The organism is Pseudomonas oryziphila (assembly GCF_003940825.1).
Lineage (GTDB): Bacteria > Pseudomonadota > Gammaproteobacteria > Pseudomonadales > Pseudomonadaceae > Aquipseudomonas > Aquipseudomonas sichuanensis.
In genome coordinates, this window is record NZ_CP034338.1 from 2,682,829 (window position 1) to 2,700,972 (window position 18,144).

Below are 18,144 nucleotides of genomic sequence, written 5' to 3' on the forward strand. Positions count from 1 at the left end.
AAAAATGCTCAAGGCCGCTGTTACAGATTTTGTAATAGTTTCGCGCTGTGGGAAAAAGCTGCTTCGATTGTAGGATCGTCATCCCTTTTTCTGATCAAGGTCTATATGAGCACCTTCGCGGAGCCCCCCAGTTTCTGGCCGTCCCGGCCATCCTTCCTCCGTCCTCGTGACGCCGCCCTTGTGAGTACCCGCTAATGGAATGGCTAGCCGACCCCACGGCCTGGCTGGGCCTGCTGACGCTTATCGTCCTCGAGCTGGTGCTGGGTATCGACAACCTGGTGTTCATCGCCATCCTCGCCGACAAATTGCCGCCCCATCAGCGCGACCGTGCGCGGGTGATCGGCCTGTCGTTGGCGCTGATCATGCGCCTTGGCCTTCTGGCCAGCATCTCGTGGATGGTCACCCTGACCGCCCCGCTGATCGAGGTGTTCGGCAAGACCTTCTCCGGCCGTGACCTGATCATGCTGTTCGGTGGTGTGTTCCTGTTGTTCAAGGCCACCATGGAGCTGCACGAAAGGCTGGAGGGCCATGTCGCCCAGTCGGGTGGCGTGACGCGGCATGCGGCGTTCTGGCCGATCGTCGCGCAGATCGTGGTGCTCGATGCGGTGTTCTCGCTGGATGCGGTGATTACCGCGGTGGGCATGGTCGAGCATCTGTCGGTGATGATGATCGCGGTGATCTTCTCGATCGGCATCATGATCGTCGCCAGCAAGCCGCTGACCCGCTTCGTCAACGCCCACCCGACAGTGATCATGCTGTGCCTGGGCTTTTTGATGATGATCGGCTTCAGCCTGACCGCCGAAGGCCTGGGCTTCCATATCCCCAAAGGCTACCTGTACGCGGCCATTGGTTTCTCGCTGCTGATCGAGCTGTTCAACCAGCTGGCCCGCGCCCGCCGCAAGCGCAGCGTGCAACAGCACCGACCGCTGCGTGAGCGTACCGCCCATGCCGTGCTGCGCCTGATGGGCGGACGCCGGGTGGAAGCTGACGAGGTGGGTGAGGAGATCGCCGACCTGGTTGAGGACGGTAGCGAGCAAGTGGTCTTCGACCGTCGCGAGCGGGTGATGATCAGCGGCGTGCTGAACCTGGCCGAGCGGCCGATCCGCACGGTGATGACGGTGCGCGCCAAGGTCGATGCCATCGACCTGGCGCAACCGGCCGAGGTGATCACCCAGGCGTTGATCAACTCCTCGTACTCGCGCCTGCCGCTGATCCGCGGCGGTCGCATCGAGGAACCGCTGGGCTTCGTGCACAAGAAGGAACTGCTCAAGGAGCTGCTGGCCGGCAACCAGCCAGACCTCGAGGCCCTGGCCCGGGCGCCGCTGAACCTGCTGGAGAGCTTCAGCATCCTCAACGCCCTGGAGCAGATGCGTGGGCAGTCGACGCACATTGCCTTCGTGGTCAACGAGTTCGGTGATTTCACCGGTGTGCTGACCATGACCGACATCCTCGAATCGATCGCCGGCGAGCTGCCGGACGCCAGCGAGGTCGAAGGGCCCGGTGTGGTGGAAGAGGCGGGTGGCTTCGTCGTCAGCGGCGCCCTGAACCTGGCCCAGGTGCAGGCGCGTACCGGCTTCGTGGCCCGTGCCACCGAGGACTACCAGACCCTTGCGGGCCTGGTGATGAGCTTGCTCGACCGCCTGCCGGTGGTCGGTGACCGCCTGCAGTGGAACGGTTGGAGCATGACCGTGGTGGCGGTGGAGGAGCGGCGCGTGCGCCAGGTGCGCCTTATACCGAGCGCCGACGCTGACGCAGCAGGTGCTTGATGCCTTCGAGCACCAGCACCAGCACCGCGGCCCAGATCGGCAGGTAGGTCAGCCACTGGTCCGGGCCGATGGTTTCGCCCAGCAGCAGGGCGACGCCCACCAGCAGCACCGGCTCGACGTAGCTGAGCAGGCCGAACAGGCTGAACGGCAGCATGCGGCTGGCCAGCACGTAGGCGATCAGGGCGCTGGCGCTGATCGCCCCGAGCAGCGGGATCAGCCAGTAGAGGTTCTGGTGTTGCGCCAGGTCCTCGGCTGACAACGGGCCTTGGACCACGAAGTACAGGGCCCACGGCAGCAGCAGGCACATGTCGCACCACAGGCCGCCCAGGTGGTCGGTGCGGCAGCGACGGCGCAAGACGAAATAGATCGGGTAGCCGATCGTCACCAGCAGCGTCTCCCAGGCGAAGCTGCCGTTCTGGTACAGCTCGTGGCCCACGCCCAGGGCTGCGCAGCTGACCGCTACCTTTTGCAGGCGCGACAGGCGCTCGCCGTAGACCAGGCGGCCGGTCAGCACCATCGCCAGTGGCAGCAGGAAATAGCCCATCGACACCTCCAGGCTGCGCCCATGCAGCGGCGCCCAGAGGAACAGCCACAATTGCACCCCCATCAGCCATGAGGTGCCGACCATGCCCAGTAGCAGCAGGGGCGTGCGGCGCACCCGCGCCAACAGTTCGCCTACCCGCTTCCAGTCCTTGGAAATCAACATGAACAGCGTCAGGCAGGGCAGCGTCAGCAGGGTGCGCCAACCGAAGATTTCCTCGCCGTCGAGCGGTGCGAGGAGGGAGGTATAGAAATACATCACGGCGAACAGACAGGACGCCATGACCGATGAAACGATGCCTTTTGACACGAATGCCTCGAAGAACGGGAAGGGTGAGCGGGCGGATCAGCCGCGCATGATCTCAGGGGGCGCGCCTTGCGGCAACCGCAGCCTGCCCGGGCGCGTGGCCAATGCCATGAGCAGCTCGCTGGCGGGCATTGGCCGTGCGTACAGATAACCTTGCTGGAAGTCCACCCCGTGGCGCTCCAGATAGTCGCGCTGCACCGCGGTCTCGACCCCTTCGGCGACGATGCCCAGCCCAAGCTTGGCCGAGAGTTCGATGATGGTGTCGAGGATATGCTGCGAAAGCGCATCGCCACCGATCATGGCGACGAAGCTCTGGTCGATTTTCAGGTAGTCGATCTTGAACTGACGCAGGTAGTTGAGGCTGGACTGGCCCGTTCCGAAGTCGTCGAGGGCGATCATGACCCCCATCTCGTGCAGTTTTTCGAACAGCTCCAGGGTCACCGGGGTGGGTTCGATCAGTTTGCGTTCGGTCAGCTCGAGGGTGAGTACCACACGCCCGGGCGGGAAGTGCTGGAGGAAGGTGCGGCAATCGTCGAGCAGGCCAAGGTTGCGGCAATGATCGGCGGTGATGTTGATCCCGACGTGAAAGCCATCGTCCAACAGCGCTACATGGGGTGCCAGGGTTTGTGCGGTGTTGAGCATAAGGGCACGGGTCATGGCGACGATCTGCCCGCTGTGTTCGGCGTAGGGGATGAACAGGTCCGGGCGTACCAGGCCCTCGCGCGGATGCTGCCAGCGCATCAGCACTTCGACCCCGGCCCAGTGATAGTCGCCTCTGCGCACCACGGGCTGGAAGTACGGCAGGAACTCGCCGGCTTCGAGCGCACGGTCGAGTTCGGCGCGGGGAGAGGTAGCGCGGCGTATCTGCCACCGGCAGACGCTACCGGCCACCACGCCGAGTACCAGCAGCAGGCTGAGCAGGGCCGGGTAGCGCGAGCGCATCAACTCGCCCAGCTTGCCCGCGGCGTAGCCGCCCTGCACGCTGAACGGGTAGCGTGTCGAGGAGACGCTGGCGGGGGCGCTGGCCGCGACTGGCGGTGTGCCTTGGTGCACCAGGCCTTGCTGGCCCATCCAGTGGTTGCCCACCCGCACCAGCAGCTCATCATCCTGGGCGATCAGGCGCAGGGCCGTCAGCAGGTGGCTGCCGTCCACCGTGGCGATTGCCCCGCGATCACCCTCGCTGACCCGGTAAACCAGCAGTGGATGGCCCGGCGTGACGGAGTTGCCGTCCATCAGCCAGAGCTGCCCGTCGGTGTAGTCGCGCGCATCCACCGGCTCGTCGAAATTGCCGAACAGCGAAGTGCAATACAGGTTGTCGCGGTCGAACAGGCTGGTGGAGCGCACGAACGCATTGCGCGTGACTTCTATGCGCAGTGCCAACTGCACGTCTTCGCAGGGCTGGCCGGCCTTGGGCAGCAGGTGGTTCGCGGCGCTGGACAGGCTGTCTAGAATCATCTCGATGTGCCCGACCACTTCGCGTGCGGTGGCCTGGCTGTTGGCCTGCAGTTCGCGCTCGGTCTGCCAGCGGGTCACGGCCAGCCCGCAGACCAGCGGCAGCACCCCGACGGCCCAGGGCAGCAAGGTGCGCCAGCTCCAGCGGGCAGGGCGTTTGGTGGTCAGGGGCATGCGTAGGTGTATCCAATGGCGGACGGGTGTGTCAGCGGCAAGGATAGCCGTTTGTCGGTGAAGCCTACGAACTAAAACGCGACAAACAAATTTACGCAATGTAGAATTGCGTTACGAATACAACAATAAGGTTCTCCGCCAACCGGAGAATCAAGCCCGCCGAGAATGGGTCCCCATGAAAAACCCTGCATTCAAGCTGATCATTGGTGCCTATCTGGCCCGCAGCGTGCGCGGCATCCCCTGTTCGCCTCCTGTTCCGTTCGCCATCGCAAGCCAGTAATCCAACCGTTTTTTGCTGCAGATGAGGACACGAACATGGCAGATATCTTCGAAAACCCGATGGGCCTTGAAGGCTTTGAATTCATCGAGCTCGCCTCGCCGACCCCTGGCGTGCTGGAGCCGGTCTTCCAGATCCTCGGTTTCACCAAGGTGGCGACCCACCGCTCCAAGAATGTGCACCTGTACCGCCAGGGTGGCATCAACCTGATCCTCAACAACGAACCGAAAAGCGCCGCCTCGTACTTCGCCGCCGAGCACGGCCCGTCGGTGTGCGGCATGGCCTTCCGCGTGCGCAACGCCCATGAAGCCTATGCCCGCGCCCTGGAGCTGGGTGCCCAGCCGGTGGAAATCGAGACCGGCCCGATGGAGCTGCGTCTGCCGGCGATCAAAGGTATCGGTGGCGCGCCGCTGTACCTGATCGACCGTTACGAAGAAGGCAGCTCGATTTACGACATCGACTTCAAGTTCATCGACGGTGTCGACCGCAACCCGGTCGGCGCTGGCCTGAAGATCATCGACCACCTCACCCATAACGTCTATCGCGGGCGCATGGCCTACTGGGCCGGCTTCTACGAGAAGCTGTTCAACTTCCGCGAGATCCGCTACTTCGACATCAAGGGCGAGTACACCGGGCTGACCTCCAAGGCCATGACTGCGCCAGATGGCATGATCCGCATTCCGCTCAACGAAGAGTCGTCCAAGGGCGCGGGGCAGATCGAGGAGTTCCTGATGCAGTTCAATGGCGAGGGCATCCAGCACGTGGCCTTCCTCACCGACGACCTGCTCAAGACCTGGGATGCCCTCAAAGGCTTCGGCATGCGTTTCATGACCGCGCCACCGCAGACCTACTACGAAATGCTCGAAGAGCGTCTGCCGGGTCACGGCGAGCCGGTCGACCAGCTGCAGTCGCGTGGCATTCTGCTGGACGGTGCTTCCGAGGCGGGCGACAAGCGCCTGCTGCTGCAGATCTTCTCGGAAACCCTGCTGGGCCCGGTGTTCTTCGAGTTCATCCAGCGCAAGGGTGACGATGGCTTTGGTGAAGGCAACTTCAAGGCACTGTTCGAGTCGATCGAGCGTGACCAGGTTCGTCGTGGCGTGTTGAACGTCGAGTAATCGACTCAACGCTATCCATCGCGGGGCAAGTCGCATCGGTGCGCCGATGTGACTTGCCCCGCGATGCTTTCAGCCAATCTTTGCCTTGGCCAGGAACTTGAGCGTCGCCTGAGCCACGCCGGCAGTGGACGCCGGGTTCTGCCCGGTGATCAGGCCTTTGTCTTGAACCACGAAGGGTGCCCACGGGTCCTCCGCTTTCTGGTACTCACCACCCCGTGCGCCGAGTTCGTTCTCGGTCAGGAAAGGCACTTCCTTGTCCAGCTCTGCCAGTTTCTCTTCGATATTGGAGAAACCGGTCACCGCCCGACCTCTGAGCAACAGGGTGTTGTCGCTGAGTTTCACATTCAGCAGCCCCACGGCACCGTGGCAGACCGATGCCACAACCCCGCCACGTTCGTGAATGCGCCGCGCCAAGTCCTGCAGTGGCTGGTTGTCGGGGAAGTCCCACATCACGCCATGGCCACCTGTGTAATAAATGGCGCTGTACTGCTCGGCCTTGACCTCGCCGGGGCTGAGGGTGGCGCCCAGGCGCTTCATGAAGGCCTTGTCGTCATACCACTGCCAGTCCAAGTCCGGGGCCATCTGCAGGCTGTGCGGGTCGATCGGTACGTAGCCGCCCGCCGGGCTCACATAGTCGACCGTGAAGCCCGCCTGCTGCACGGGGTCGACGAAATGCACGGCTTCACCCAGCCACAGGCCTGTGGCGCGTTTGATGTTGGGGTACTTGGCGGTATTGGTCAGCACGACCAGGATCTTCTTGTTCATGTGCGCATGCCCATCCAACCCAAGGGGGCCGGTTGCCCGGCGGAGGGAAAAACCCTCTGAGCATAGCCGTCGCTGGGCGTGGCGCCATGACCGGCTGGCGTTGTGCTAGTCTCGAGCCAATCATGTGCAGCCAGGAAGTCACCATGACAACGGACAAGTTCATGCAAGCGGCCATCGACGAAGCCCGCAAGGGGCTGGCGGAAGGCGGCATTCCAATCGGCTCGGTGCTGGTGCACGACGGCAAGATCATTGGCCGTGGCCACAACCGCCGGGTACAGCAAGGCAGCGCCATCCTGCATGGTGAAATGGATGCCCTGGAAAACGCCGGTCGACAGCCTGCCAGTGTCTATAAGGAAGCCACGCTCTATACCACCCTGTCGCCCTGTGCCATGTGCAGCGGCGCGATTCTGCTATATGGCATAAAAAAGGTGATCATCGGCGAAAACACCACGTTCCTTGGTGAAGAACAGTTGCTGGCCAGCCGGGGCGTAGGCCTTGACGTGCGCCACGACGAGGACTGCAAGAAGATGATGCGTGATTTCATCGAGGCCAAGCCGCAACTGTGGAATGAAGACATTGGCCGCTGACCACTCAGTGCCAGGGGCCGCGCAGATGATTCACCTGGCGCCCATTTCGAGCGCCGAGACCGTGGGAAGCGCCCGGATCAGTAGCTTCAACTGGGGCGCAACGCCATTGGGGCCCCTGACACGATGGCCGCCAGCCTTGCGCATCGCCGTCGACATGTTGCTGCTTTCCGCTTACCCCTGCGCCCTGGTCTGGGGCCCGGCGCTGACGGTGATTCACAACGAGGCCTATCCCGTCCCCCTGGGCGAGCGCTCCCATGCCCAGGGCGACAGTTTCGACGCGCTCTGGGCAACGGCCTGGGACGACATGGGGGCTGCTGTTTTCCAGGCGCTGGAAGGGCAGGGCAGCCTGGCCGAGAACAGCCTGCTGACGATCAACCGCGACGGGCGCCTCGTCCAAGCCTGGTTCACCTGCAGCTATTCGCCTATCCGCGACGACCAAGGGGCGGTGGTGGGCTTCCTGCACGCGCTGATCGAAACCACCGCCAGCGTCGAGCGCACCCGCGAGTGGCGCGAGCTGGCGCAATCTTTCGAGGCACAACTCTCGCGCTACATGGCCGAGAGTGAGCATACCTGGCAGTTGTCGCCCGACGTGATGTTGATGCTCGACACCGAGTTGCATGTGCGCCTGGCCAATCCGGCCTGGCATCGATTGTCGGGTTGCACGGATGAGCAGCAAGCGTCGGTCCCGCTGCTGGAACTGATCCACCCCGCCGAGCGTACCGAGACCAGGCTGGCCCTGATGGCGCTGATGCAGGGGCATGACACCCCGGCCTTCGAGGCCCGCGTGCGCCAAGTTGAAGGGCATTATTGCTGGCTGCGCTGGCATGCTGTGGCGGGCCAGGCGTTGCCGATCCTGATCGGCCGCAACATCACCGAGGAGCGCCAGTCCGTCCAACGCATGGCCGAAGCAGCGGTGCGCGAAAGCCAGCGCATGGAGTCGGTGATCAAAGTGGCGGGCGGCCTGGCCCATGAAATGAACAACGTCCTGTCCGGGGTCGGCAGCAGCCTGGAGCTGCTTGAGCGGCGCCTGACCCAGGGGCGCCTTGAGCGCTTGGACAGCTACGTGCAGGTGGCCCGCGAATGCGCCCAGCGGGCCATCGGCCTGACCCAGAACTTGCTGGCGTTCGCCCGCAGCCAGCCGCTGTCGCCCAATCCACTGGACATCAACCAGCTGATACGCGAGGCGCAACCAATGCTCGAGCAGTGCGCCGGCGCCGAGATGCAGCTGCACTGGGAGCTGGACATCGCCCCCTGGCCCGTCCAGCTCGACCCCGACCAACTGCGCAACGCCTTGCTGCACCTGTGTGCCAACGCCCGCGACGCCTGCCTTGGCCGGGGCAGCCTGTCGATCCGTACCGGCAATGAGCGCCTGGCCGGCGCGACCGCCGGACTGCCGGCGGGCGACTATGTGATGGTCCAGGTCGAGGACGATGGCCATGGCATGTCAGCTGAAGATGTGGCGCGTGCATTCGAGCCGTTTTTCACCACCAAGCCCCTCGGGCAGGGCTCGGGCCTGGGGTTGCCCATGGTGCATGGCTTCGTGCGCCTGTCCGGCGGCCAGGTGTGGATAGAGTCGAGGTTGCAGCACGGCACTAAGATTGTGCTGATGTTTCCTCGTTATTCGGGCAGCCAGCCGATACCCGAACCCCCGACGATCACAAGGGAGGCAAGGCTGGGCGAGCGTGTGCTGCTGATCGATGACGAGCTCAACCTGCGCGGGTTGATCAAGGAGATACTGATCGACCGCGGTTTTGAAGTGTGCGATGTGACCGATGCCAACACCGCGCTGGGGCAGTACCGCCATGCCGGCCCATTCGATCTGGTGATTACCGACATCGGCTTGCCGGGCGGCTTCAGCGGGCGTCAGGTGGCCAGGGCGATGCGCATGATCAATCCCGAACAGAAAATCCTGTTCATCACCGGCTACACCGAGGATCCGGTGGAGCAGCAACTGCTCGACGAACCCGGTACTGCCTTGCTGCTCAAACCGTTCTCGCTGGAGAGCCTGGTCATCCAAGTCGACCGCATGCTGCTGGCCTGATCCTGCTCAGGGCGCCACCAGCATCCGCGCGACCTGGTTGCGTAACTGTTCCAGGGCGAAAGGCTTGCGCAACAACTGCATCCCTGTGGCCAGAAACGCATCGCGAGCCATCGCGGTTTGCGCAAAACCGGTGATGAACAGCACTGGCAGCCCGGGGCGCAGGCGACGGGCGATTTCCGCCAGTTGCCGGCCGTTCATGCCCGGTAGCCCGACGTCGCTGATCAGCAAGCCGAACGGCTGCGGCGAATGCAGCCAGCGCAGCGCCTCACTGGCATTTTGCGCCGCACGACAGGGGTAGCCCTCTTCGAGCAGGGTCCGTTCGACCAGTTCGCGCACATCCGGGTCATCTTCCACCAGCAGGATGTCCTGGCAATCACCGGCAGCTTTCACTGCAGCGGCTTTGAGCGGTGGCGGGCTGTCAATATGGCGTGGCAAATACAGGCGCACCCGGGTCCCTTTGCCGATCTGGCTGTCGAGCGCCAGGTAACCCCGTGACTGCCTGCAGAAGCCGTAGACCATCGACAGCCCGAGCCCGACACCCTGGCCAGTCGGCTTGGTGGTGAAGAACGGCTCGATGGCATGCTCCAGGGTGGCTTGCGACATCCCCTGGCCACTGTCGCGAATGCTCAGGCACAGATAGTCACCGTGGGCCAGGCCGACGTTGGCGAACTGCCCGTTGGTGACCTGGACGTTGTCCGCCTCGACGTTCAGCAATCCGCCGCTGGGCATGGCCTCACAAGCGTTGAGCAAGAGGTTGTCCAGGGCCGCCTGCAGTTGCTCGCCATCGGCGCTGGCTTGCCACAGTTGTGTGGCCAGGCGCACTTGCAGCTCGATGCCTGTACCCAGCTTGGCGGCCAGGGCATCGGGTGCCAGCAGCGGGCGCAGGTCGATTGCCTGGCACTGCAATGACTGGCGAGCGGAGAACGCCAACAGACGATGGGTCAGCAGGGCAGCGCGGGCCACGGCTTGCTGGCCCAGGCGCAAGGGTGGTTCCAGGCCCTCGCTGCGGCCTTGACGCAGGCGTTTGTCGATCAGCTCCAGGCTGCCACCGATGCTGGTCAGCAGATTGTTGAAGTCATGGGCCACTCCTCCGGCCAGTTGGCCGATGGCTTCCATCTTGCGTGTTTGCTGCAGTGCCTGGTCGTCGGCCTGTTGTTGCTGCGCCAGGGCTTCGAGCTGTTCGCACAGGTCGCGTGCCTGATATTGCCGGCGGCGAGCCCGCAGCGCCCACAGGGCCAGGCTCAGCAGTTGCTCGTCAGGGTAGGGTGGGGCAAGCGGCAGCAGGTTGCCTGGCACTGCGCTGGTGTCGGCCTCGGCGCGGCTGGTGAGCAGCACCACAGGCAGGTCGGACCAGCCAGGCTGCTGTTCGAGGTAGCGGTGCAGGGGGGATCGCTGGTTGCGCGGCAGCGCCTGCTCGATCACCACGAGCAGCCCGGCACCCTCACTGAGCCAGCGGCCAAGGCGCCGCACATCGGCGGTGCGCCGGCTATGGATACCGGCTTGCCGGAGTAATCGGCAGGTGCTTGACCCCACCTGGGCAGGCGCCAGGACCAGGGCGCGTTCTTCCACAGCCAGGCATGCGGCCAAGAGTGCTCTCCTGTGACGATGGGCACGCCGTGATGGCGTTACCGCCTTCCTTCTCCTATCACTGGACCTTCGTCGCGGGCCAGGGGTTCAACCGGATTGTGGAAGGTGTCACAGGCCTTGTTGCAGCAACGGGTCGTCCGGGTTCTGCCGCTCGAGCTCGGCCAGCAGTACCTGGACGTTTTGCAACTGCCCGGTCTCCTTCCAGTACTCGATCAGCAACACCCGCGCCCGGCGGTTGGCGGGCTGGCGGCTGAGCAGCGTCTGCAGTTGTTGCTGCGCGGCCTGAACCTGCTCCAACTGGTGCAGGGTGACGGCAAGGGTGTAGCGGTAGTCGCTGTTCTCCGGCTCCAGCTCGACCGCGCGCGACAGTGCCAGCAGGGCGTATTCGTGCTGGTCGTGGCGGGTCAGCCACAAACCCAGCTGGTACTGCAGGAAGGCCGAATCCGGGCTGAGCGCCAAGGCCTTGCGCAGCACCTCGCGAGAGGTGTCGTGGTGGCCCTGGTGTTCCAGCAGGCGCACCTGGGTCGCCAGGGCGTCGAGGTTTTCGGGGGCCAGCGCCAGGGCGCGGGCGAGCGCCGCGCCCGCGGCGTCATAGGCCTGCTCGTGCATGTACAGGCGCGCCAGGTGAACCTGTGCGTCGGCGTCCTCGGGTTGTTGTTCGAGGGTTTGTTGGTACTGCTCCAGCGCTTGCTGCAGCGGGCCGAAATACAGGCCGATGGCGTCCGGGTCGAGGCCGAGCAACGCATCCACCGCGGCAAAGCGCACGCTCTGCTCGTCATCGTCAAGCAATGGCCCCAGCACAAGGCTGCGTTGGGCGGCCGGCAACAGCCGGCGGATGCTGGCGATGGCGGCGCGACGCACCAGAGGGTCGCTCTGTTCCAGATCCTGCTTTGCCAGTTTCAGCGCCTGGGGTGACGGATAGTTGGGCAGCTCGGCGTACAGGGCGGCGCGGCGGATCGCCGGCAGGTCGTTACGCTGCAGTTGCTGGTACAGCACCCGCGCGGCGCCCGGCTGGCCTTCATGGGCCTGGCGCAGGGCCTTGGCATAACTGTGCGGCGGCAGCGTCGGCGGGGCCGATTGCGGGGCCCGCCACAGGTAAGCGAGCACGCCTGGCACCAGGATCAGCAGCAACAGGGCGATCAGGATAAGCGGGCGGCGTGGCATCGGGCAGTCCGTGGCGGCGGGAAGGCCAGAGCTTGGGACAGCCGGCCAGTAAATGCAACGGGCGAGGAGTCGGGTATGATGCGTGCCTTTCCCAAGCATTGAGGCCTGACCCATGTCCCTGAGCGCTGAACAGACCGGCGAATTTCGCGCCTTCGCCGAGCAGCTGGCCGATGCCGCGGCCGTGGCGATCCAGCCGTACTTTCGTGCCAGCCTTGACGTCGAAGACAAGGGCGGGCGCCTGTACGACCCGGTGACCGTGGCCGACAAGGCCGCCGAAGATGCCATGCGTGAGCTGATCCAGGCGCGATACCCGGCACATGGCATCCTCGGCGAGGAGCATGGCGCAGCCGTTGGCAGCAGCCCGCTGACCTGGGTACTCGACCCGATCGACGGCACCCGCGCCTTCATCACCGGCCTACCGCTGTGGGGCACGCTGATTGCGCTCAACGATGGCACTCGCCCGGTCATCGGGGTGATGAACCAGCCGTTCACCGGTGAGCGTTTCGTCGGCACCCCCGAAGGTGCATGGCGCAGCGGTACGCCCCTGAAAACCCGGGCCTGCGCCGACCTTTCGGCGGCTACGCTGATGTGTACCACACCAGACATGTTCGACAGCGCCGCGCGCAAGGCCGCCTTCGAGCACGTGGCCGGCCAGGCCAGGCTGATGCGTTATGGCGGCGACTGCTACGCCTACTGCATGCTCGCTTCGGGGTTTGTCGACGTGATCGTCGAGGCCAGCCTGCAACCCTACGATGTGCAGGCGCTGATGCCGATCATCGAAGGCGCCGGCGGGGTGATCACAGCCTGGGATGGCAGTACCGCACAGCACGGCGGCTGCGTGGTGGCCTGTGGCGACCCGGCGCTGCATGCGCAGGTGGTGGAGATGCTGCGCCACGCCATGTGACGGGCACTGGCCATCGCACTTTTTTGCTTTTGCGGGCTCTATGCTTGGCCAGGCTACGCCGACCCCCGGTGCGGCCATTGACCAACCCCGGTGCCGATGGCCGCAAAACGACTCGATATTCTCCCGCGCGGCCTGCTGCTGGCAGGCGCCCTGATCTGCCTGGGGGCCTGCACCCAGCAGCAGGGCCGCGACATGCTCAAGCAGATCGGCAACGGCAAGCCCGACGAGCTGTTCCAGACCAGTGTCGACCGCATGGCCACGCTGTCCATGCGCGACAACCTGCAAAGCCTGTACCTGCTGATGGACAAGCTGTACCTGCGCAATCCCAGCCAGTGGAAGCAGTCTGGCTATCTCGACGCCACCACCGCCGCCCGGCAGATCCGCATCGCCATCGAGCAGCGCCAGCCCTTGGCGCAACTCGGTGAGCGGCGTGACCTGGCAGCCCTCAGCCATGCCCTGAGCCCGGAGTTCAGGGGAGATCGGGTCGGTGCCTTCATCTACGCCATCGGCAGCATGCTGGTCACCGCCCACGGCGGACGCACCGAGTTCTACATGACCGACACCCTCGACCCGCTGTTCATCAACAACGCCGCGCGCAATATCGAGAAAGCCACCTGGATGCTCAGCCAGCGCCAGGATGCCAACGGCGTGCTGCTGCTGTTCTCTAACGAGATCTCCGAGCAGGGCAGCAACCTGAGCTTTGCCGTGGAGTTCGGCAAGGTGGTCGCGCGCCTCGACCTGCTGGCGCAGATGCTCGACGAGCGCTACCGGCGCATCGGGCTCAACTATGCGCAGAGCCTGCTGCTGTTGAACTTCCTCCCGGTGCAGTGAGTTGTGCGGTAATCGAACGCCGGGCCTGTGCCAGTGTCCGCTGTCCGCCCGCCGTTTGCCTTGGTCGCATTGCCCTCGATCCTGCTTTTTGCTTAGTGTGACGCTCAGCATCCGACCGTCGCCTGCCCCAGTACCCCGATGACGGTTGGTTAGAATGACCGTGAACGACCGCAGCCACATGCCCACAAGGCGGTAGGCCGCGGCGCCCATAACAATAATGATGGCGAGTGCCTTGCCCATGGAAAGCCGCCTGTTGAGCGAGCAAAGCTGCGTGTTCCACCGCGCTGACCCTTACGCGGTGTCCGACTACGTCAACCAGCATGTGGGCCAGCACCACATTGGCCTGTCCCGCACCACCCATCCCCAGGCCAGCTTGAGCCATCGCAAGTTCGCCGAACTGGACCTGTGCCGCATCAGCTATGGCGGCAGTGTGCGGGTTACCTCGCCGGCGCTGGAAACCATCTTCCACCTGCAGGTGCTGCTCAACGGCAATTGCCTGTGGCGCGGTCACCAGCGTGAGCACCATCTGGTGCCGGGCGAATTGCTGCTGATCAACCCGGATGACCCGGTCGATCTCACCTATTCCGATGACTGCGAGAAGTTCATTCTCAAGGTGCCGGTGCACCTGCTCGACTCGATCTGCGATGAGCAGCGCTGGCAGCGTCCCAGCGGCGGCGTGCGCTTTGTACGCAACCACTACCGGCTGGAGGAACTGGACGGTTTCCTGAGTCTGCTGGGGATGGTCTGCAACGAAGCCGAGGTCAGCGATTCGCTGCCCAGGGTGCAGGGTCACTACAGCCAGATCGTCGCCAGCAAGCTGCTGACGCTGATGAATACCAATGTGCGCAAGGACACCCTGGGTGGCACGCAGGCCAGCCTGGAGCGAATCCTTGAACATATCGAGGGCAACCTGAAACTTGAGTTGGCAGCTGAAACCCTGGCCGAGCAGGCCAACATGAGCCTGCGTTCGTTGTACGGCCTGTTCGACCGACAGCTGGGTACCACGCCCAAGCAGTACATCCGCCAGCGCAAGCTGGAGCGGGTCAACGCCTGCCTGAGCGATCCACGCTGCACGGTACGCAGCGTGACCGAACTGGCACTGGATTACGGTTTCCTGCACCTGGGGCGGTTTGCCGAGAGTTACCGGCAGCGGTTTGGCGAGCTGCCGTCGGAGACCTTCAGGCGCCGGGCGTGATCCGAACAGGCAAAGGGCTGCACAGCAGCCCCTTGCGATCTTCAGTTCACGCCACGTCAACCAGGACGATTTCGCTGTCCTCCAGCGCCGTCACCGTCAGCACCGTTTCCTCTTCGATGGCCACGCCATCCCGGGCCTTGGCCTGCAATCCGTTGACCTCGACCCGGCCCTTGGCCGGCACCAGGTAGCCGCGCCGACCTTGGTCGAAACGGTACTCGGCGCTTTCTCCGGCGCGCAGGGTGGCCGCCACCAGGCGGGCGTCGGTGCGGATCTGCAGGCTGTCGCCATCGCCTTCGCGGCCACTGGCCAGGGTCACGAAACCTTCGCCACGTTCACCCTTGGGGAACGGGCGGGTGCCCCAGGACGGCGCGTCACCGACTTTTTCCGGAATGATCCAGATCTGGAAGATCCGCGTATCGACCTTCTCCTGGTTGTATTCGCTGTGCACGATGCCGCTGCCGGCACTCATTACCTGCACGTCGCCCGCTTCGGTGCGGCCCTTGTTGCCCAGGCTGTCCTGGTGGGTGATCGCGCCTTCGCGGACATAGGTGATGATTTCCATGTCACGGTGCGGGTGCGAGGGGAAGCCGCTGCCGGCGGCGATCAGGTCGTCGTTCCAGACCCGCAGGTTGCCCCAGTGCATTCGCGCCGGGTCGTAGTACTCGGCGAACGAGAAGTGGTGGTGGGCGTCGAGCCAGCCGTGATTGGCGTGGCCAAGGCTTTCGAAGGGTCGCAGTTGCAGCATGATGGTGCTCCTCTGAATTCGCTGGAATGGGGCCATGATCTGCGTTTTAAATATCGAAAAAAAGCGTAAATATCGGCTAATTAAGATCAGTTAAATAGATGTTTATTTTGCGATACAACATGCGATTCATCGCCTAATCCACTGATACAAAAGCATTCGCTGGCGCTTTTTGGCGGATGAGGCGAACATGCCCGCTGTTTCGATTTTCAATGGAGTGACCGTGCCCCACGAGCAGCCCCAGGCCCCGGCCAACCTGACCCCGCCCGCCCAATTGCCCTGGCTGCGCCGCCTGGCCGCGCGCCTGCTTGGCCGTGGTCTAAGCCGTCTGCAGGCGCAGCACCGCGATTCGTGGTTCCTTGGCCATGCCATCGGCCAGCGCAACGGCCATGCCGACGGTTTGCGTGACGGGTACGAACGTGGGCGCTCGGACGGCTACGAAGCAGGGCGTCAGGTCCTGGTGATTCGTGATACGCGTCCGGACACCGCCGCAGTGCCTGGCCAGGACGACAAGCTGTTCGACGACTGGCGCCTGCCGCTGAGTGCCGAGCTGAAGAAGCGCTTCAAGGCCGACGTCGCCCAGCGTCTGCCGGCCGAGGCACAGCCCAGCGCCGCGCAGTGGAAGCTGATCCTCAGCGACACACCGTCGACCTGCGTGGTCGCCGGTGCCGGCGCCGGCAAGTCGACCTCGCTGGTGCTGCGCATCCTGTTGCTGCGCCACTACCTGGGCTTCGAGCTCGATGCCATGACCGTGGTGACCTTCACCCGCGAGTCACGCAAGGACTTCATCCAGCGCCTGCTGCAGGTGTTCGCGTTGTGGCAGGTCCCGCTGTCGCCGGCACAGGGCCGTGAGCTGGTACGCACCTTCCATTCGCGCATCCTGCCGCTGGTTCGCAGCCTGCCGGGTTTCGCTCAGGTGCGTGCCTTCGAAACCCTCGGCAACGAGATGCCTGCGGGCTTTGAAGCGAATGCCGACAGCAACCCCTTCGACCTGCGCCTGAATGACGCCCAGCGTCAGCAGTTGAACCTGGCCTACCGGGACCTGCTGGCAGAGAGCCCGCGTTTCGCCGCCTTGATCGGCCAGCTGCGGCAGGAGGCGCTGTTGCTCAAGCCACTGGACCCGGATCACCCGGATGTACAGAAGCGTGTGCAGGTCACCCAGCTGGCCGCGCAGCGCGACGAAGAACTGTGCGACGTGATCGAGGACCTGTGGTTCGCGGCGGGTGCCTGGCCGATCAAAGGCATCGAGCCGTGCCGCGACACGGTGCAGATCCGTGGCAGCCGTTTCCATGTGCACGGTCGCCTCGAGGGGCTGGATGCCTGGGTGGTACTGGGCTTTGACCCCAACGAGAGCGCCCAGTACCAGCGCCCTGGAGCAAAGCTTGCGGTGCGCGCGGAATGGGCGGTCAAGCGCACGCTGTTCCAGGCGTTCAGCGACAAACCGGTGATCTGGCTGGACAACTACGCCTCGGCCAGGCGCCTGGCGGCCTCGCTGGCAGGGGATGCCGTGGCCGGGCCCGGCTTCGAATACAAGGTCAAGGGTGAACTGGCCCCGGCGCCGCTGCTCGACGCCTTTGTCACCGCGGCCAGTTTCATCGAAAACCTGGGCCTCGACGTGAATGCCGCAGTGGCCGCCATGAGCTTCCCGCCGGGTGACAGCGATGGGCCGTTCTTCGAGGCGCTGGCCCTGTACTGGAAAGCTTTTGAAGCCCACCTGATGGCCCAGTCACCGCCGGTGATGACCTACAACCGCATGTTCGCCCTGTTCGGCGAGAACAACCCGGAAAACCTGCAACTGTTGCCCGACCCCTTGTTGCGGCCGCTGGCACACCTGATGATCGACGAGTTCCAGGACGTCTCACCGCAGATCGTCAGCTGGCTGCGCGCCTGCCTTGCGGAAATTCGCCGACGTGGGCCAGCGATGAACCATGGCCGGGTGGCGCAGCATTCGTCGTTGATGTGCGTGGGTGACGATTGGCAGTCGATCTACGGCTGGCGCGGCAGTTCGCCCAAGTACTTCATGGAGTTCACCAAGGTGTTCCCGTCACCCGCCAACACCCGGGTGATGCTGGTGGAAAACTACCGCAGCCAGCAGTCCATCATCGACGCCGCCGAGCATCTGGTAAAAGGGACGCCGACCATCAGCGGCAAGAAAGCCAAGGCCAGCGGGCAGGCGGCCGCACTGCCATTGGCACCTGTACGGGTGTTCGAGCGTGACGAGGCAGCGCTGGCGCAGACCTTGATCGAGCACTATGAACAGGGTGAAACAGTGATGATGTTGTTTCGAAAAAGTATCGATAAGCTATTGATGGAACAGCATTTATTGCCAGTACTTAAAGCTGATTCTAGCTTGCCTTCCGGGCAGCGCCGGCTCAAGCAACTGACCTACCACAGCGCCAAAGGCCTGCAAGCCGACGCGGTGTTCATGCTCGGTGACTGCCAATACTTGACCAGCTCGCCGTACAAAAACCAGGTGTACCGCCTGGCCGGGCTGGGCAAACCGGGCGACGCTCAGGCGTTCGATACGGCGCAGCAGGAAGAAGTGCAGCGCCTGGCCTACGTGGCTGTCACGCGGGCCATCAGCCACTGCTACTGGCATGTGGAAAAGCCCAACGGCGAGGCTGTGAATCAGCCTCGCGCGTCGAGCCAGGTGCAGGGGCGGCAGGCCTTCTTCGAGGACCTGCGCGGTCAGTGAGG

Annotated in this window: 14 protein-coding genes; 8 read left to right on the forward strand and 6 right to left on the reverse strand. The window is 64.1% G+C overall.

Annotated elements, in window-relative coordinates; translation table 11 throughout:
* The first annotated feature begins 194 nt into the window (after positions 1–194).
* On the forward strand, positions 195–1,766 hold the full coding sequence (locus EJA05_RS12535) for a TerC family protein (RefSeq protein WP_125858465.1): 1,572 nt from the start codon (positions 195–197) through the stop codon (positions 1,764–1,766).
* Here the strand turns inward: EJA05_RS12535 and rarD are convergent.
* Both rarD and EJA05_RS12545 read right to left on the reverse strand, forming a co-directional pair.
* Positions 1,729–2,616 (reverse strand): EamA family transporter RarD, encoded by an 888-nt coding sequence (gene rarD / locus EJA05_RS12540; protein WP_125463902.1) that lies wholly within the window; start codon positions 2,614–2,616, stop codon positions 1,729–1,731. The two genes, EJA05_RS12535 and rarD, sit on opposite strands and share 38 nt — an antisense overlap.
* A gap of 36 nt (positions 2,617–2,652) precedes the next feature.
* Positions 2,653–4,239: an EAL domain-containing protein gene (locus tag EJA05_RS12545; RefSeq protein ID WP_125463903.1), complete on the reverse strand. Its 1,587-nt coding sequence runs from the start codon at positions 4,237–4,239 to the stop codon at positions 2,653–2,655.
* Positions 4,240–4,554: 315 nt separating this feature from the next.
* On the opposite strand from EJA05_RS12545, the gene hppD reads away from it, so the two are divergent.
* Positions 4,555–5,631, forward strand: a complete 1,077-nt coding sequence (hppD, locus tag EJA05_RS12550; RefSeq protein ID WP_125463904.1) for a 4-hydroxyphenylpyruvate dioxygenase — start codon at positions 4,555–4,557, stop codon at positions 5,629–5,631.
* A gap of 69 nt (positions 5,632–5,700) precedes the next feature.
* Here hppD and EJA05_RS12555 read toward each other — a convergent pair whose 3' ends face one another.
* On the reverse strand, positions 5,701–6,396 hold the full coding sequence (locus EJA05_RS12555; protein ID WP_125463905.1) for a type 1 glutamine amidotransferase domain-containing protein: 696 nt from the start codon (positions 6,394–6,396) through the stop codon (positions 5,701–5,703).
* Between the two features lie 143 nt (positions 6,397–6,539).
* On the opposite strand from EJA05_RS12555, the gene EJA05_RS12560 reads away from it, so the two are divergent.
* Complete coding sequence (locus EJA05_RS12560; protein WP_125858466.1) at positions 6,540–6,983, forward strand: nucleoside deaminase; 444 nt, start codon at positions 6,540–6,542, stop codon at positions 6,981–6,983.
* 25 nt (positions 6,984–7,008) lie between these two features.
* On the forward strand, positions 7,009–9,024 hold the full coding sequence (locus EJA05_RS12565) for an ATP-binding protein (protein WP_125858467.1): 2,016 nt from the start codon (positions 7,009–7,011) through the stop codon (positions 9,022–9,024).
* Positions 9,025–9,030: 6 nt separating this feature from the next.
* Here the strand turns inward: EJA05_RS12565 and EJA05_RS12570 are convergent, their stop codons facing one another.
* Both EJA05_RS12570 and EJA05_RS12575 read right to left on the reverse strand, forming a co-directional pair.
* Complete coding sequence (locus tag EJA05_RS12570) at positions 9,031–10,611, reverse strand: response regulator (protein ID WP_125858468.1); 1,581 nt, start codon at positions 10,609–10,611, stop codon at positions 9,031–9,033.
* Between the two features lie 108 nt (positions 10,612–10,719).
* Positions 10,720–11,775 (reverse strand): HEAT repeat domain-containing protein, encoded by a 1,056-nt coding sequence (locus EJA05_RS12575; RefSeq protein ID WP_125463909.1) that lies wholly within the window; start codon positions 11,773–11,775, stop codon positions 10,720–10,722.
* Between the two features lie 112 nt (positions 11,776–11,887).
* On the opposite strand from EJA05_RS12575, the gene hisN reads away from it, so the two are divergent.
* From hisN to EJA05_RS12590, 3 genes are all read left to right on the forward strand, one after another.
* The gene (gene hisN, locus EJA05_RS12580) at positions 11,888–12,679 is read left to right on the forward strand and encodes a histidinol-phosphatase (RefSeq protein ID WP_125858469.1); all 792 of its coding nucleotides are present in this window, start codon (positions 11,888–11,890) and stop codon (positions 12,677–12,679) included.
* 96 nt (positions 12,680–12,775) lie between these two features.
* The gene (locus tag EJA05_RS12585) at positions 12,776–13,510 is read left to right on the forward strand and encodes a hypothetical protein (RefSeq protein WP_125463911.1); all 735 of its coding nucleotides are present in this window, start codon (positions 12,776–12,778) and stop codon (positions 13,508–13,510) included.
* A gap of 238 nt (positions 13,511–13,748) precedes the next feature.
* Positions 13,749–14,705 carry an AraC family transcriptional regulator gene (locus tag EJA05_RS12590; protein WP_125463912.1) on the forward strand — a complete coding sequence of 319 codons (957 nt, stop codon included), beginning with the start codon at positions 13,749–13,751 and terminating at the stop codon, positions 14,703–14,705.
* Between the two features lie 46 nt (positions 14,706–14,751).
* Here EJA05_RS12590 and EJA05_RS12595 read toward each other — a convergent pair whose 3' ends face one another.
* Positions 14,752–15,450 carry a pirin family protein gene (locus EJA05_RS12595; RefSeq protein WP_125463913.1) on the reverse strand — a complete coding sequence of 233 codons (699 nt, stop codon included), beginning with the start codon at positions 15,448–15,450 and terminating at the stop codon, positions 14,752–14,754.
* Between the two features lie 187 nt (positions 15,451–15,637).
* On the opposite strand from EJA05_RS12595, the gene EJA05_RS12600 reads away from it, so the two are divergent.
* Positions 15,638–18,142, forward strand: a complete 2,505-nt coding sequence (locus tag EJA05_RS12600; protein ID WP_125858470.1) for a UvrD-helicase domain-containing protein — start codon at positions 15,638–15,640, stop codon at positions 18,140–18,142.
* The last annotated feature ends 2 nt before the right edge of the window (positions 18,143–18,144 follow it).

Bases quoted from the DNA above. Each gene is read 5' to 3' on its own strand.
- EJA05_RS12535 (WP_125858465.1), top strand. From the start codon at position 195: ATGGAATGGCTAGCCGACCCCACGGCCTGGCTGGGCCTGCTGACGCTT.
- EJA05_RS12545 (WP_125463903.1), bottom strand. From the start codon at position 4,239: ATGCCCCTGACCACCAAACGCCCTGCCCGCTGGAGCTGGCGCACCTTG.
- hppD (WP_125463904.1), top strand. From the start codon at position 4,555: ATGGCAGATATCTTCGAAAACCCGATGGGCCTTGAAGGCTTTGAATTC.
- EJA05_RS12555 (WP_125463905.1), bottom strand. From the start codon at position 6,396: ATGAACAAGAAGATCCTGGTCGTGCTGACCAATACCGCCAAGTACCCC.
- EJA05_RS12560 (WP_125858466.1), top strand. From the start codon at position 6,540: ATGACAACGGACAAGTTCATGCAAGCGGCCATCGACGAAGCCCGCAAG.
- EJA05_RS12565 (WP_125858467.1), top strand. From the start codon at position 7,009: ATGATTCACCTGGCGCCCATTTCGAGCGCCGAGACCGTGGGAAGCGCC.
- EJA05_RS12575 (WP_125463909.1), bottom strand. From the start codon at position 11,775: ATGCCACGCCGCCCGCTTATCCTGATCGCCCTGTTGCTGCTGATCCTG.
- hisN (WP_125858469.1), top strand. From the start codon at position 11,888: ATGTCCCTGAGCGCTGAACAGACCGGCGAATTTCGCGCCTTCGCCGAG.
- EJA05_RS12585 (WP_125463911.1), top strand. From the start codon at position 12,776: ATGGCCGCAAAACGACTCGATATTCTCCCGCGCGGCCTGCTGCTGGCA.
- EJA05_RS12590 (WP_125463912.1), top strand. From the start codon at position 13,749: ATGGAAAGCCGCCTGTTGAGCGAGCAAAGCTGCGTGTTCCACCGCGCT.
- EJA05_RS12595 (WP_125463913.1), bottom strand. From the start codon at position 15,450: ATGCTGCAACTGCGACCCTTCGAAAGCCTTGGCCACGCCAATCACGGC.
- EJA05_RS12600 (WP_125858470.1), top strand. From the start codon at position 15,638: ATGCCCGCTGTTTCGATTTTCAATGGAGTGACCGTGCCCCACGAGCAG.